The organism is Amycolatopsis sp. NPDC059657, assembly GCF_042734395.1.
Taxonomy (GTDB): domain Bacteria; phylum Actinomycetota; class Actinomycetes; order Mycobacteriales; family Pseudonocardiaceae; genus Amycolatopsis.
The window spans coordinates 1-14,021 of sequence record NZ_JBHWEB010000009.1 but is presented as its reverse complement, the minus strand read 5'-3'; the positions used below and the strand labels follow the sequence as shown (position 1 = coordinate 14,021).

The 14,021-nt window shown below is 69.5% G+C and carries 12 protein-coding genes; 5 read left to right on the top strand and 7 right to left on the bottom strand.

Features of this window, described 5'->3' with window-relative positions; genetic code table 11:
• From ACFV15_RS07315 to ACFV15_RS07305, 3 genes are read right to left on the bottom strand one after another with little or no spacing between them, the layout of a single operon-like run.
• Positions 1–837: a carbohydrate ABC transporter permease gene (locus ACFV15_RS07315; RefSeq protein ID WP_378349300.1), complete on the bottom strand. Its 837-nt coding sequence runs from the start codon at positions 835–837 to the stop codon at positions 1–3.
• A complete protein-coding gene (locus ACFV15_RS07310) occupies positions 834–1,799 on the bottom strand; it encodes a carbohydrate ABC transporter permease (RefSeq protein WP_378349299.1) in 966 nt (321 codons plus the stop codon). The genes ACFV15_RS07315 and ACFV15_RS07310 overlap by 4 nt, the downstream gene beginning before the upstream one ends.
• A gap of 3 nt (positions 1,800–1,802) precedes the next feature.
• Positions 1,803–3,089, bottom strand: coding sequence for an ABC transporter substrate-binding protein (locus tag ACFV15_RS07305; RefSeq protein ID WP_378349298.1), 1,287 nt, complete (start codon positions 3,087–3,089; stop codon positions 1,803–1,805).
• Positions 3,090–3,276: 187 nt separating this feature from the next.
• Here ACFV15_RS07305 and ACFV15_RS07300 point away from each other — a divergent pair, with 187 nt between their 5' ends.
• Positions 3,277–4,122, top strand: a complete 846-nt coding sequence (locus ACFV15_RS07300; protein ID WP_378349297.1) for a LacI family DNA-binding transcriptional regulator — start codon at positions 3,277–3,279, stop codon at positions 4,120–4,122.
• On the opposite strand, the gene ACFV15_RS07295 is transcribed toward ACFV15_RS07300, so the two are convergent.
• A complete protein-coding gene (locus ACFV15_RS07295) occupies positions 4,112–5,284 on the bottom strand; it encodes a Gfo/Idh/MocA family protein (protein WP_378349296.1) in 1,173 nt (390 codons plus the stop codon). The genes ACFV15_RS07300 and ACFV15_RS07295 overlap by 11 nt on opposite strands.
• 195 nt (positions 5,285–5,479) lie before the next feature.
• Here ACFV15_RS07295 and ACFV15_RS07290 point away from each other — a divergent pair, with 195 nt between their 5' ends.
• The 3 genes from ACFV15_RS07290 to ACFV15_RS07280 all read left to right on the top strand — a co-directional run bounded on the left by ACFV15_RS07290 (position 5,480) and on the right by ACFV15_RS07280 (position 8,494).
• The gene (locus ACFV15_RS07290) at positions 5,480–6,460 is read left to right on the top strand and encodes a LacI family DNA-binding transcriptional regulator (RefSeq protein WP_378349295.1); all 981 of its coding nucleotides are present in this window, start codon (positions 5,480–5,482) and stop codon (positions 6,458–6,460) included.
• A 496-nt stretch (positions 6,461–6,956) separates the two neighbouring features.
• The gene (locus ACFV15_RS07285; RefSeq protein WP_378349294.1) at positions 6,957–7,274 is read left to right on the top strand and encodes a hypothetical protein; all 318 of its coding nucleotides are present in this window, start codon (positions 6,957–6,959) and stop codon (positions 7,272–7,274) included.
• Positions 7,271–8,494: a transglycosylase SLT domain-containing protein gene (locus ACFV15_RS07280; RefSeq protein WP_378349293.1), complete on the top strand. Its 1,224-nt coding sequence runs from the start codon at positions 7,271–7,273 to the stop codon at positions 8,492–8,494. Before ACFV15_RS07285 ends, ACFV15_RS07280 begins: the two co-directional genes overlap by 4 nt.
• 35 nt (positions 8,495–8,529) lie before the next feature.
• Here the strand turns inward: ACFV15_RS07280 and ACFV15_RS07275 are convergent, their stop codons facing one another.
• Genes ACFV15_RS07275 through ACFV15_RS07265 form a run of 3 tightly spaced genes read right to left on the bottom strand, consistent with a single transcriptional unit; the run spans position 8,530 to position 12,859 of the window.
• Positions 8,530–10,179, bottom strand: coding sequence for an ABC transporter permease subunit (locus ACFV15_RS07275; RefSeq protein WP_378349292.1), 1,650 nt, complete (start codon positions 10,177–10,179; stop codon positions 8,530–8,532).
• Complete coding sequence (locus ACFV15_RS07270; RefSeq protein WP_378349291.1) at positions 10,176–11,648, bottom strand: ABC transporter substrate-binding protein; 1,473 nt, start codon at positions 11,646–11,648, stop codon at positions 10,176–10,178. Before ACFV15_RS07270 ends, ACFV15_RS07275 begins: the two co-directional genes overlap by 4 nt.
• Positions 11,649–11,662: 14 nt before the next feature.
• Positions 11,663–12,859: an MDR family MFS transporter gene (locus ACFV15_RS07265; RefSeq protein ID WP_378349290.1), complete on the bottom strand. Its 1,197-nt coding sequence runs from the start codon at positions 12,857–12,859 to the stop codon at positions 11,663–11,665.
• A 111-nt stretch (positions 12,860–12,970) separates the two neighbouring features.
• Here ACFV15_RS07265 and ACFV15_RS07260 point away from each other — a divergent pair, with 111 nt between their 5' ends.
• On the top strand, positions 12,971–13,978 hold the full coding sequence (locus ACFV15_RS07260) for a LacI family DNA-binding transcriptional regulator (RefSeq protein ID WP_378349289.1): 1,008 nt from the start codon (positions 12,971–12,973) through the stop codon (positions 13,976–13,978).
• The last annotated feature ends 43 nt before the right edge of the window (positions 13,979–14,021 follow it).

Sequence of the window (14,021 nt, the reverse complement as noted above, 5' to 3'; positions counted from 1 at the left end):
TCACCCCTTCAATCCGCTGGTGTTGACGCCTTCGACGAGCAGCCGCTGGAAGGCCAGGAAGAACAGCACGATCGGCACCAGCGCGAGCGCCGACATCGCGAACATCGCGCCGAAGTTGGACTGGCTGCTGGTGTCCACGAACAGGCGCAGTCCCAAGGGGACGGTGAACTTCTCCGCGTCGTTGAGGTACACCATCTGCGTGAAGAAGTCGTTCCACGTCCAGATGAACGTGAAGATCGACGTGGTGACCAGCGCCGGTTTCGCCAGCGGCAGCACCACATGCCAGAACGTCCGGTAGACCCCGCAGCCGTCGATGGTGGCCGCTTCGTCGAGCTCGCGCGGGATCCCCCGCATGAACTGCACGATCAGGAACACGAAGAACGCCTCGGTGGCCAGCAGCTTCGGCAGGATCAGTGGCACGTACGTGTTGACGAGCCCGGCCTCCTGGAAGATCACGTACTGCGGGATCAGCGTCGCGTGGTGCGGCAGCATCAGGGTCGCGATCATGAACACGAACAGCGGCCTGGAGAGCCGGAAACGCAGGCGGGCGAACGCGTACGCCGCCAGCGTGCACGAGAACATGTTGGCCAGCACCGAGGCGAACGCGACGATGAACGAGTTCAGGAAGAAGGTGCTGAAGCCGATACCCGCCGCGCCCTCCCAGCCCTGGCGGTAGCCGTCCAGCACCACCCGGCTCGGGAGCAGGTTCATGCTGGACAAGACTTCCGACGGCGGCTTCACCGAGGCGAACGCGAGCCACACCAACGGATACAGCACGATCGCGACGGCGGCCAGGCACACCGCGTGCCAGGCGACGGTCTTGGCTTTGGCGCTCACGACTTGTCCCCGTAGAACACCCAAAGCCGCGCACTGCGGAAGATGACGGCGGTCACGATCGCGATCACCGCGAGCAGCACCCACGCCATCGCGGAGGCGTAGCCCATCTCGAAGTCCTCGAACCCGGTTTGGTACAGGTACAGCGTGTAGACCAGCGCCGAGTCCGCCGGGCCGCCACGCCCGCCGCCGATCACGAACGCGGGCGTGAACACCTGGAACGCATGGATGGCCTCCAGCACCAGGTTGAAGAAGATGACCGGCGAGAGCATCGGCAGCGTCACATGCCAGAACTTGCGCAGCACGCCCGCGCCGTCCACTTCGGCCGCTTCGTACAGCTCGCGGGGCACTTGTTTGAGCCCTGCCAGGAAGATCACCATCGGCGCGCCGAACTGCCAGACCGCGAGCAGGATGATCGACCAGATGGTGTAGCCGGGGTCGTCCACCCAGCTCGGCGTGTCCCAGCCAAGCCCTTCGAGCACGTTGTTGACAGACCCGCCTTCGCTGAACATCGCACGCCAGACCAGCGCCGCTGCGACACTGGCACCGAGCAGCGACGGCGCGTAGAAAGCGGCGCGGTAGAAGCCGTTGGACGCGACCCGGGTGTTGAGCGCCAGCGCCATCAGCAGTGAGACCAGCATCTTCAGCGGGACGGCGACGAACACGTACACCAAGGTGACCTTGACCGACTGCAGGTAGCGGTCGTCTTCGGTGAACATGTGGACGTAGTTGCCGAGCCCGACCCAGCGTGGCTCGGTGAACAGGTCGTACTCGGTGAACGAAAGGTAGAGCGAGACGAGCATCGGGCCGACGGTCAGCGCGATCGCGCCGATGATCCACGGCGCGAGGAAGACGTACGCCTGTGGCTGATGATCCGCGCGGCGCCGACCGGCCCCGCGGAGACGGCGGTTCCGCGGGGCCGGCGCCGCGGGAGCGGGCTTGGCCGGGGTGCGTAGGACGGTCATGGGTCAGTTCAGGTCCTTCTGGGCTTCGGCCATGAACCGGCTGACCGCTTCGTCGACGCTGAGCCGCTCGAAGGCGATCTCCTCGTAGGTGCGCTGCAGGAGTTTCTGGATCGCCGCGGCGCCCTTGGGTGGAACCGGCGGTGCGGGCGCGAGCAGTGGTTCGACCGCCGTCTCGTAGTCGAAGACCACCTTGTTGGGACCGGTGGCTTCGGCCGCCAGCTGGGCCCGGATCTTGAGGTTCGGCGGAAGCCCGCGGTCGGTGCCCTGGAGCTTGCCCGCTTCCGGGTCGTTGATCAGGAAGTCCACCAGCTTCGCGGACGCCTCCTGAGCCTTGCCCTTCGCCGAGACGGACAGGAACATCGCCGGTCGGCGGTACTGCCCGGTCTTGCCTGCCACGTCGCTGGGATACGGCGCGATCTTGAGTTCCGTCGTGCCGTAGACCTTCTGGTAGCTGGGGTAGATGCCGTCGTAGGCGAACTCGGCGGCGGTGAGCTTCTTGCCGAACGGCGCCTGTTCCGGCGAGGTGTTGTACGAGGCCGTGACGTCGGCCCCGGAACTCGCTTTGCCGACCCGGAACGAGTTCGCGAGCTTCCAGAACTCACGCAGGTCGTCCGCGCCGAAGCCGAGTTTGCCGTCGTCGGTGAAGAAGGCCTTCCCGTGCTGGCGCAGCCACATCTCCAGCGCGCTGTCCAGGATGCCGAAGTCGGTCACGCCTCGCCTCGAGAAGCCCGACGCTGCGCTGACCTTCTCCGCGGCGTTTCGGAACTGCTCCCAGGTCAGCGGCTTGCTCATGTCCACACCCGTCGCGGCGTAAGCCGCCGAGTCGTACACCAGCGACGACGCGTTCTGCGCCCAGGGAACAGCGAACCGCTTGGCACCGATCATGCCCGTGGCGGCCAGCTCCGGGTTGACGTCGGCGAGCGAGATCCGCTTGCCCGCGCCGGCGCCCAGATCCAGCAGCACCTTACGTTCCCCGTACTCGGACAGGTACCGGGTGTCCATGGTCATGACATCCGGCGGGTTGCCGCCGGCGGTCTGGGTGGCGACCTTGTCCCAGTAGGCGTTGTACGCCGCGAACGTGGTCTGCACCTTGATACCGGGGTTGCGTTGTTCGAAGAGCTCGACGACCTTCTTGGTGATCGTCGCCCGGTTGTCGCTTCCCCACCAGGCGAAGGAGATGGTCACGTCGCCACCGGCCCCACCGCCCGGTTCCGATCCGCACGCTGTCAGCAGCGATGACACCACCAGTGCCGCGATCACCGTCCGGCGACTGGGTCTCCGAGCGCTCATACCGGTTCCCACCCATCATTCCCGGCGCTTTGCAGGTTTTCAGAAAACACTGCCGATGGCCGGGAACACTAAGGTGACGTCTCCCGGCCTGTCAACGGCCAAAAGGCCTAGCAGAGGCCATATTGACCAGCTGGCGTAACCCGTGGAAGATGCATCTGGATTTTCTGCAAACGATGGGAGTTCCCGCATGCGCGGCACCTCCGAGGTGATCGGCGTGGTCGTCGGCGACCTCGCCGACCCGTTCTTCGCCCCTGTCGTCGCCGGCGTCCAGGATCAGGCGTCCCCGGCAGGCAGGCTGGCCCTGATCTGCGCTACCGGCGGTGACCCCATGGGTGAGCTCACGCACCTCGATCAGCTGCGGCGACTGGGAGCCGGTGGCGTGATACTCGTCGGCGGCGCGGTCGACGGACCTCGGCCCGAGCTGACCGAGCGGCTGGCGGGCCTGCTGCGGGCTGGCATCCGCGTAGTCCTTTGTGGACGCCCACCGATCACGGGTCTTCCCAGCGTGCCCGCGGTCACGTTCGACAACGCGGGCGGGACGACACGGCTGGTCGAGCACCTGACCGCGGCAGGACACCGCCGGATCGGCTACATCATGGGACCACCGCGGCGCTCCACCACCACCGAACGGCTGGCCGGCTTCCGTTCCGCCGCGCCGGGGCACGACCCGCGGCTCGTGACCGGCGGGGAGTTCACCTGGGAATCCGGCTGGCATGCCGGGCAAATGTTGTTGCGGCACAAGGACCTCACCGCGATCGTCGCGGCCAACGACCTGATGGCCGCCGGCGCGCTCGCCGCCGCGCGGGCCGATGGCCGATCCGTACCGGCCCAGCTGTCGGTCGCGGGCTTCGACGACATCGAGTGCTGCCAGGACACCTGCCCGCCGCTGACCACGGTCCACCTGCCACTGCGGGAAGCGGGCGCCGCGGCCGGGCGCCTCGCGTGCGGGCTCGATGAGCCACCGCGCGGTGGAGTGATCCGGCTGGACGCCGAGCTGGTCGTGCGGGACACGACCGGCCGCGTCAGGGCTTGACGGGCGTCCGGTGCACGCCACGCCACCAGCGGGCCGGGCTCGCCCACGGCACCCCGATCTCGGAGAACAGGGCGAGCCGTTCGGCCGCGACGGCGACCTCCTCGCCGATCCCGCGCACCACCGGATGACGGCCCGGCCCATCGCCGACCGAGCGGATCCAGCCGTCCGGGATCGGCGCGGGTTCCGGAGCGTCGCGCACGGCCTGCACCACCGACGCGAACGCCCTCGTCGAGGTCAGCGGCGCGAGCAACGGGGTCGTCGCGGGGTCCGCCCGGTGGTCGAGCAGGTTGCGCAGCAGGTCGGTCGGTTCCGCCGCGGTGATCCGCATGTCGTTGATCTCCAGCCGGTGCGTCTTGTACCAGAACTTCGCCCGGCCCTCGGTTCCGTGGACGACCACGTACGGCTCGTGATCCTGTTCCGCGCACAGCGAAGCGGCCACGACGATGTCCGGGCCGCCGTCGAACTCGAGCCGCAGGCACGCCGTGTCGTCGGCTTCCAAGTCGCGGGTACCGAACAGCTCGAGTGCGATGTCCGAGGGGTCGCGCTCGGCGACGCCTGCCACGAGCAGCGCGGTGGCCACGGCGTGCGAGAACGGATTCGTCAACGCGCCGTCGACCACCGCTTCACCGTCGAGCCAGCGGCGGCCGGCCCACGAATTGCGCGCGTAGTACGCGTCGGTGCGGACCCAAGCCCCCGCCGCGCCCACCCCGGTCACCGCGCCGATCTCACCCCGGGCGATCGCGTCGGCAAGCAGCGGCAACGCGGCGGAACCGAAGCTCTGGAACCCCGTCTGGCAGGTCCGGCCGAACCTGGCGGACAGCTCGGTGAGCTCGTCGTAGCCTGCCAGGTCGAGCACCGGCGGCGTCTCGATCAGCAGGTCCCCACCGGCGGCCAGCACCGCGGCGGCGACCGGCCGGTGTGCGTGCGGCGGTGTCGCGACCACGACGACATCCGGCCTGGCGACCCGCATCAGGGTGTCGACGTCGCGGTGCACGGCGGCGCCACGCGGCAGCATGCCGAGCGCCTTCGCGGACGGTTCCCGGATGTCACACGCGCCGACGAACTCCGCGTGGCCCTCCTCGTGCAGGTACCGCGCGCGCTGGAGATAGGTGAACGCGAAGCCGGACGTGCCGACGACGGCAAGGCGTGCGGTGCCCGGCATTGGGTCTCCGATCCTGCAAACACCCGTGATTTTCTGCAAAGCCACGCTAGGGGTCGGCCGCGCGCAGTGTCAAGGACAATGCGCTGGTAACAGGCTGTTTACGGGGCGAGCCCGCGCAGTACGGTAGTACCGCCGAATTGACACCGCCGCAGGCCATTTACATGATGTTGCACAAGTCCGCACCGAGGGAGCCTCGTGACCGTCACCATCCATGACGTCGCCGATCTGGCGAAGGTTTCCATCTCGACGGTCTCGCGCGCCTTCACCACCCCCGACCTGGTCAAGCCGGAGACACGCGTCCGCATCCTGGCGGCGGCGGGTGAACTCGGCTACCAGCCCGCCCCCGGCCCGCGAAAGCCGGTGAACCGCACGGGGCATATCGGAATCATCGTGTCCGACCTGGCGAACCCGTTCTTCACCGGTGTCCTCAATGGAGTGCAGGCCCGGGCGCGGCAGGACGACGTCGCGGTCCTGTTCGCCAACAGCGACCAGGACCCGGCCACCGAGGAGAACCTGGCGCGCAACATGGCCAGACAGGTCGACGGCCTGGTCCTCTGCAGCCCGAGCATGAGCGACGAGCAGCTCCGGGATCTGGCCAGGCAGACGTTCGTGGTGCTGCTCAACCGGCACTGCGAAGACATCCCGTCGGTCGTCATGGACAGCCCCGGCGGCATGCGCCAGGCGATCCAGCATCTCGCGGCGCTGGGGCACCAGCGGTGCGCGTATCTGGGCGGGCCCAAGGGTTCCTGGTCCAACGCGGCCAGGCTGAGCGGCCTGCGACCGGCCGCGCACGAGCACGGCATGGAGCTGGTCGAGTTCGGCCCGTTCCCACCCCGGTTCGAGGGCGGCCTGCAGGGCACCGACCTCGCGCTCGCCGCGGGCGCGACGGCGATCATCGCGTACAACGACCTGGTCGCGTTCGGCGTGCTGGCCAGGCTCAACGCCCGCGGCGTGCCGGTGCCCGACGAGGTCAGCCTGGTCGGCTGCGACGACCTGGTGTTCGCCGCCATCTCCGCGCCCCCGTTGACCACTGTCGCGATGCCCGCCGAAGCGGCGGGCAAGGCCGCGGTCGGGGTCCTGCTCGCGCAACTCGACGACGCACCCCGGGCGAGCACCGACCGCTCGCTCGACACCTACCTGATCGTCCGCGCGACCACAGCCCCTCCCCCTGCCTGAACCACCGGCTTCCGCGAATTGCGGAATTGATTCCGTGCCTTGCAGACAATGTCAATTTTTGTGTTTCAGCACGTTAAGTTCGAGAGGAACAGTCCACGGATCGAGCTTGTTCATCAGCAAGTATTCCGTAGCAGATGGGAGCGTTACCATGACCAGTGTCATCAGTAAGTCTCGCCGGGTCATCACGACGGCCGTCATCACGCTGGGAGTCTTCGGAGCCCTGTTGGCGACGCAGGCGCCGGCTCTCGCGGGCGCGGTGGACCCTTCGTGCTCGGTTCGCTCCGGCACGACCGAGTGTACTCCGCGGCCGTAGGCATGAAGCTGTTGGAAGTGCCGTCAGGCTTTGCGCCTGGCGGCCCTTTGCTTTTCATGGACCGCTGACACGCGTTCATGGAGGATTTCCCCACTCTCCGCCGGTAGCAGGCCGAGCACCTCTGTCAACGCCCACGACAGGCCATGATCACCGGTAGTGGTCTCCTAGCGCGAGGACGGTGCGGTGCCCCGATACGACCTGCAGGCGATGGGCGAAGCCGCTGGCGAACTGGAGTCGTTGCGCGACGAGTTCGACCAGTGCCGCGGCGGGCTCGCCGGTGACATGCTCCCTGGCACGCCGTTCGGCGCTCTCGACGCGGGAGAACGGGCCTGTGCCGCGATCCGCGGCTTTCATGACAAGGTACGTGACGAGTTCGGCACCGGCGCGGCACATCTCGCCGAGTCCGCGCGATGGCTGCGGTCGCTGGCCATCGAGGTCGAGCAAACCGACTTGGACAACGCTCGGCACATCACCCTCGCGGACGACGAGCCCGGCCGATGAGCCTCGGCTTGCCACCCGAATGGCACCAGGTGGAAGCCAAGGCCCAGCGCGTCGAAGGCCTGCGCCCGGAGACGATCCATGCGGCCGCCTCGACGCTCCGCACGGCCGCCGCCAACGCCGCGAACCACCCGGACAAGCTGAACGCGGCCACGAACGGCTTGCGCGACGACAGCTGGGAAGGAGAAAGCGCGACCGCCTTCCTCGGCTACGTCGACAAGGTCGGCAAGGCCGCCGGCCGGTTGCACGACCGCCTCGTCTCGGCGGCCGACGACCTTGATCGGCTGGGACAGGACCTCTCGGACCTGCGGGGCCGGATCGGCGAACGCGTCCACCAGGCCAGAAGCGCGATCGAGCAGGCCAACGCGGCCGCCGAGGCTGCCGCGGCGAGGGCGGCTGGCCGGCTGGACGCGGTGAACCGCCAGGTGCTGGGCGCGGTACCACCCGCCCAGACCCCCGACGCGATCTTCGCCGAGGCGTCCACGAAGAATTCGGCGACCGCCACGACCGCCGGCGAAGATCTCGACGGGCTGCTCGAGAAGGCAGACGCGCTCCTTGACCAGGTGTCCGACGGGCTGACCCAGGACATCGGCGGCGGCTACTCCCAGCTGCCGCCGCACGGCGCCATGCCCGCGCTCACCGACGGTCGCGCGGGGACGCCGAACGAAACCGTCACCACGCCGCCTCCGTCGCGGCAGTCCACTGGCCACAGCACGCCGGTATCAGGAGCCAAGGCGAGCACGCCGCCGTCGCGGGGACACACCGGCGGCGGTGGTGGCGGAGGTGGCTCCGGGGCAGGCTCGGCCCGCCCGCCGGCCACCGTGTCCGATGGCCCGAGCGGCTCTCCGCCTGCCATCGCCTTGCCTGGCGACGTCGACGCCTGGGTCAGGGAGGCCGTCGAGATCCTGCGCGCCCATGGCGTGCCGGTGACCGACGCCGACATCGCGAGGATCAAGTCGATCATCCAGCACGAGTCCGCTGGCAACCCGCACGCGATCAACAAGTTCGACTCCAACGCCGCCGCAGGGCATCCGTCGAAGGGGCTCATGCAGACCATCGACTCGACGTTCCGAGCCTACAAACTGCCCGGGCACGACGACATCTACAACCCGGTCGACAACATCATCGCCGGCGTCCGCTACATCTACGGCCGGTACGGCGATATCCAGCACACGCCGGGACTGACCGCCATGTCCCATGGCGGCGCGTACCGCGGTTACTGAACCAAGGCGCCGCGACACAGGTGTCCGCCGCGGATTCAGCGAATGCGGGATGCCAGGGTGAGGGCGGAAACACCGAGCAAGACCAGCATCGCGACCGGGAACGCGACCGTCCATGGCGCTCGCTCGGCGTAGGTCATGCCTTCGGCGAGCAGCAGTCCCCATTCCGGACGGGGTGGTTGGGCGCCGAGGCCGAGGAAACCCAGCGAAGCCAAGCCAAGCGCGATACCGGGCAGCCGGACGACCGCGTTGCGCGTGACCGCGGGCACCACGGCCGGCAGCACATGCCGCCTGAGCACCCAGAACCGGCCCGCGCCGATGGCACGCACCGCGTCGAGGTGCTGGGCGGCGTGCTGTTCCAGCGCCAGCGAGCGAGCGTGTGCGGCCAGCGGCGCCCAGGAAACGCAGGCGACGGCCGTCGCCGCGCCGAAAACTCCGGGCCCCGCGACGGTGGCCACGAGCAGCGCGGCGATCGTCGGTGGCAGGGCGTTGGCCAGGTCGGCGGCGCCCGAGCCACGCACCGCCAAGCCCCAGGCCAGCCCGAGCAGCAGCGCCACCGCGGTGACCACGATCGCGAGGCCGACCGTGCTCACCGTGCCGTGTGCGATCCTGGCGAGCAGGTCGCGGCCGAGTGCGTCCGTTCCGAACGGATGCCGCGCGGAAGGTGGCAGCAGCCGGGCCGTGAGGTCGACGGCGAGCGGGTCGCGCCACAGACCCGCTGGCAGGACGGCCACGATCAGGAAAACGGGCACGAGTGAAAATCGGCCGGGACGCGGGACGGGGCGGATCGGCGGGGACTGCATGCCGCGCTCCGCGAAAGCCGGGCCGAGCACAAGCCGCTGCACCCCGGCCGCGATGGCGCCGGTGACCGTGCCGACGAGCAGCACCACCAGCGCGCAGCCCTGGACGACGGGCATGTCCTGCGCCAGCGCGCCGTTCACCGCGAGCCTGCCGATGCCCGGTACCGCGAACACGACTTCGACGGCCACCGCGCCGCCGAGCAAACCGGCCACCACCAGCGCCAGCTGAGCGCCGACCACCGAAGCCGCGCGCCTCGCGACCGCTGCCCGCACACGGTGGCGGGTGAAGCCCGCGGCACGCCAGGTGCGCACCCATGGCTCGGCTTGCGCGGCGCGCACCGCGTCACGGGCGACGGTGCCCAGCACCGCCCCGGCAGGCACACCGAGCGCGATCGACGGCAGCACCGCGTACCGCAGGTCGTCCCACCCCGACGTCGGCAGCAGCCGCAGGCGCGCCGCGAAGACCAGCAGGAGCACCGCGGCGATCAGGAACTCCGGCACTGCCGCGAGCGCGGCCGCCGACCGTCCACCTTGGACGGAGACCAGCACCGCGGCCACGAGCACGGCCACCACCGTGGCGAACCCGGCCAGGCTCAGCGAAACCAGCAAGGCGTGGAGCAACTCGGGCCCGGCCGGTTCGCCGGAGACCCACGACCGGCCGAAGTCACCGCGGGGCAGTCCGGCGAGCCAGTCACGAAGCAGCCCGAACGGCCCCGCGTCGAGACCGAGCTCGGCACGAACCGAAGCGAGCGCGGCCGCGTCAGGCTCGCGGTCGGTGAGGCGCGCCCGCAGCACCGTGAGCGCCGGGTCGCGCCCGGCGAGCACGGGCAGCAGGCCGACAGTGACCGTGACCGCCAGCAGCAGTGCGCACCGGCGCAGCACGATCACGATCGGTGCGTCCCCTTGGTGATGAGATGACGCTCGTACACGTCCGCCGGAACGTCCGCGACGCCTGCGGCGACGCCGATGCGAGCGCGTTCGTGTACCAGTGGAATCAACGCGCCGGTCGCGAGTACGTCGGCCTCGATCTTCAGTGCGGCCGCGACGCGCGCCTTCGGATCGGCCAGCGCCGCGGATTCGGTGATCGTGGTGTCGATCGTCCGATCGCACAGCCCGGACAGGTTGTAGCCGCCCTTGCAGGTCAGGTCAGTGCCCAGATAGGCGAACGGGTCACCGGTGTCGAGCAGGTAGGAGCGGCTCGAGATCACCGCGTCGAACTTGCCGGCGAGCAGGTCCGGTTCGAGCAGGCTGTACGCGCGCACCACCTGCTCGACCACGAAACCCTTGGCTCGCAATGTCTCCGCGACAACCGAACCGACCTCAGGCAGCTCGGCCCGATCTCCGTAGGTGGCGAGCACGATCTTTTGCCCAGCGGGGGCGGCCGGGGTGGGAACCGGCGCGAGTTCCCGTTGCGGCGGTGCCCACGGGCTGGCCGGACCGTAGATGCCGCGGGCGGCGTCGGCCTGTCCTTCGTAGACACCTCGAGCCAGCGTGGCCGGGTCGACGGCGGCGCGGACGGCGGCGCGCAGTCCCGCGTCGGCGAACGGCGCCTTGGCGGTGTTGAGGTGCAGCGAAACCGTCCTCGGCAGCGGAACGCCCAGCACCCGCTGAGGGTCGACGCTCGCGGCCACCGGCAACGCGTACACGACGTCGGCCTCACCGGCGCGCAGCGTGCTCGCCCGGGTGGTGCCGTCGGGCACGAACCTGACGTCCACGCCCGGCGATCGGGGCGCGCCCGCCCAGTAGCCCGCGAAGGCGTCGAGTGTGGCCACGTCCTTGACCGGGGACTTCAGCACGAACGGTCCGGTCGCCGCGCCGGCGGGGTCGACTCGATCCGGCCGGTACGCCGACGGCGCGAGGATCACGAGGTTCGGCGAGGAGAGCCGTTGTGGCAGAACCGGATCCGGCTTCGCGGTCGTGATGACGAGATCGCGGTCGCCCTCGGCGACCGCGACCAGGCCGACGCCCTTGAGCGCGCGGGGAACCGGGCTCGCGGCGCCGGCCTTGGTGAGCGCGTTCGCCGCGTCCGCCGCGGTGAGGACGGCGCCGTTGTGGAACTTCACCCCGGCGCGGAGGTGAATCCGCCAGGTCGTGTCGCCGGTCCTGGTCCAGCTTTCCGCGAGACCGGGGACCGGCGAGCCTGCCTGGTCGAGGTCGACCAGCGGTTCGGCGACGCCGAGGCGAGTCAGCAACAGCGCGTCGTCGCCCCACGGCGACAACCCCTGCGCCGGCGGGAACGGCAGGACGACCCGGAGTCTGGCACCGTCGTCACCACCCGCCGCGGAACCCGCGAAACAACCGGTGGTGACCATCGCGACGACGAGCAGCGACGCTCCCAGTCGGAGAGCTCGGAACATGACATGCCTTTCCATCAGCGGGCGAACGCACCGCGGGTCACGAGCACGGCGAGCACGACAGCGCCGCCGAAGGGAACGAGCGCGAGCAGGAGCCACGCCCCCGGTCCGAGATCGAGCACGGCACCGCTCGCGGTACTGCCCAGCAGCACCGCGACACCGCCCACCGACGCCAGGAACCCGAAATAGGCGCCCAATCGGCGTTCGCCGGCCAGGGTGGGCAGCAGTTCCTGCGCGAAGGGGACGGCGAGCATCTGGCCGAGTGTCAACAACACGACCATCGACACCGCGGGCACGAGCCCTGGCAACGGCAACGCGACGACGGCCAACGCGGCTGCCATGAGGCCGAATCCCGTCACCACGGACTTGGCGGGGCCCAGCAGCCGTCGGGCGATCGCCGTCGTCGGCAGCTGGCCGACAACGACGATCACCGAGGCCAGCGCGAACATCCAGCCGAGCGCGGCCTCGTCACCGGTTACCGCGCGCAGCTCGGCGGGCAAGGCGAGGTACAGCTGGTTGTAGGACACCAGGTAGCCGGAGTAGGCGACGGCGAAGACCAGGAAAGCGCGGTTCCGGAGCACCTCGTGCCAGCCTGCGAGCAGCGGCTCGGACCTGTGCTCGCCAGGCCACCGCGGCAGGAACCGGGCGTGGCAAACAGCGACCAAGGCGAACAGGCCCGCGGCGAACAGACAGGCGACCTCGAAGTCCTTGAGCACCAGAGCGCCCAGCAATGGTCCGGTCACCGCGCCGAGCTCACCGCAGACGGCGAGCATCGCGAACGCCGCGGTCCGCTGCCCAGGCCCGGCTTCTCGAGCGATCGACGCTTCGACGGCAGGCGAGAACAGCGCGCCGCCGGCACCGGTGAGCACCGCGCCCCCGACCACGCCCGCCAGGTTCGGCGAGACACCCAGCAGCAGGAAGCCCGCCACCCGGACCGCGATACCGGCGAGGATCACCGGCTTCGCGCCGAGCCGGTCGGCGAGCAGGCCACCCACCAGGAACATCCCCTGCTGGCTGAAGGTCCGCAGGCCGAGCACGAGTCCCACCAGCCAGCCTGCCAGCGCGAGATCGTCGACGAGGTGCCCGGCCAGATACGGCAGGACCATGAAGAAGCCGATGTTGAACAGCAGCTGGGTGGAAATCAGGAGCCGCACGACCGGCGGCAGTTCCCCGAACCGCGCCACCGTCTGACGGCGCGTGACAGCTTCGTTCACCGGTCAGACATTAATGGTTTTCATTGTCGGCTGTAACGGGTCCGTGATCGAACACACGCGTTGTCGTCGAAAAGGGGTCGAAACGGTTCGACCACGCACTATCATCGCCGCATGGTCACCATCGCAGATGTCGCCCGAGCGGCCGGGGTCGCGCCGAGCACGGTGTCTTACGTGCTCTCCGGCAGGCGAGCGATCTCCGCGGACACGCAACAGCGGGTCCAGCGCAGCATCAGCGCGCTGGGCTACGTCCCGAACGCGGGCGCGCGGGCGCTGGCCAGCAACCGCACCAACGTCCTCGCACTGGTCGTTCCACTGCGGACGGACCTGAACGTTCCCGTCGTCATGCAGTTCGTCGCGGCCACGGTCACCGAAGCCCGCAAATACGACAACGACGTACTGCTGCTGACCAAGGACGAAGGCCCGGACGGCCTGCATCGGGTGGCCGCGTCCTCGCTCGCGGACGCGCTGATCGTGATGGACGTGGAGAACGCCGAGCCCCGGCTTCCGGTGCTGCGCTCGCTGAACCGGCCGGTTGTGCTCATCGGAGTACCCGGCAAGCCTGGCGAGCTGACCTGCGTCGACCTCGACTTCACCGCGGCGGGCGCGGCCGCCATCACCCACCTCGCCGACCTCGGGCACACCGAGATCGCCCTGATCGGCCCGTCCCCCGCCGTCTACCGGCGAGGCACGAGCTACGCCGGACGTTTCCTGCGCGGCTTCCGCAAGGCCGCCACCAAACGCAAGGTGCACGCCGGGTCCTTCCCCTGCGCTCCCTCCTACGACGCGCTCCGCGACTGCCTCGACGACATCTTCACCAAGCACCCCGATGTGACCGGGCTGGTCGTCCACAACGAAGCAATACTGGGCCCGCTGCTCGCGGAACTGAGCCGACACGGCAAGAAAGTGCCCCGCGACATCTCGGTACTCGCGGTCTGCCCGGAAGACATGGCCGAAGCCCACTCGACGCCGCTCACCTCGATCGCCATCCCGGCTGGCGAAGTGGGCAGACTCGCGGTCGAAATGGCGATGCGTCAGCTCGACGAAGACGGCAGGCCCGAAGTCCGGCTGCTCTCCCCGCGCCTGACCGAGCGAGGCAGCACCGGCCCAGCACGTTCGTGACCTCACGGGCCTCCCGTCGTGAGTGTTGCCGACGGTTCTAACC

What these genes read in the sequence shown, in the direction of transcription:
- ACFV15_RS07270 (WP_378349291.1), bottom strand. Translation starts at nt 11,648, where the DNA reads ATGTTCCGAGCTCTCCGACTGGGAGCGTCGCTGCTCGTCGTCGCGATG.
- ACFV15_RS07295 (WP_378349296.1), bottom strand. Translation starts at nt 5,284, where the DNA reads ATGCCGGGCACCGCACGCCTTGCCGTCGTCGGCACGTCCGGCTTCGCG.
- ACFV15_RS07260 (WP_378349289.1), top strand. Translation starts at nt 12,971, where the DNA reads ATGGTCACCATCGCAGATGTCGCCCGAGCGGCCGGGGTCGCGCCGAGC.
- ACFV15_RS07280 (WP_378349293.1), top strand. Translation starts at nt 7,271, where the DNA reads ATGAGCCTCGGCTTGCCACCCGAATGGCACCAGGTGGAAGCCAAGGCC.
- ACFV15_RS07300 (WP_378349297.1), top strand. Translation starts at nt 3,277, where the DNA reads ATGCGCGGCACCTCCGAGGTGATCGGCGTGGTCGTCGGCGACCTCGCC.
- ACFV15_RS07305 (WP_378349298.1), bottom strand. Translation starts at nt 3,089, where the DNA reads ATGAGCGCTCGGAGACCCAGTCGCCGGACGGTGATCGCGGCACTGGTG.
- ACFV15_RS07310 (WP_378349299.1), bottom strand. Translation starts at nt 1,799, where the DNA reads ATGACCGTCCTACGCACCCCGGCCAAGCCCGCTCCCGCGGCGCCGGCC.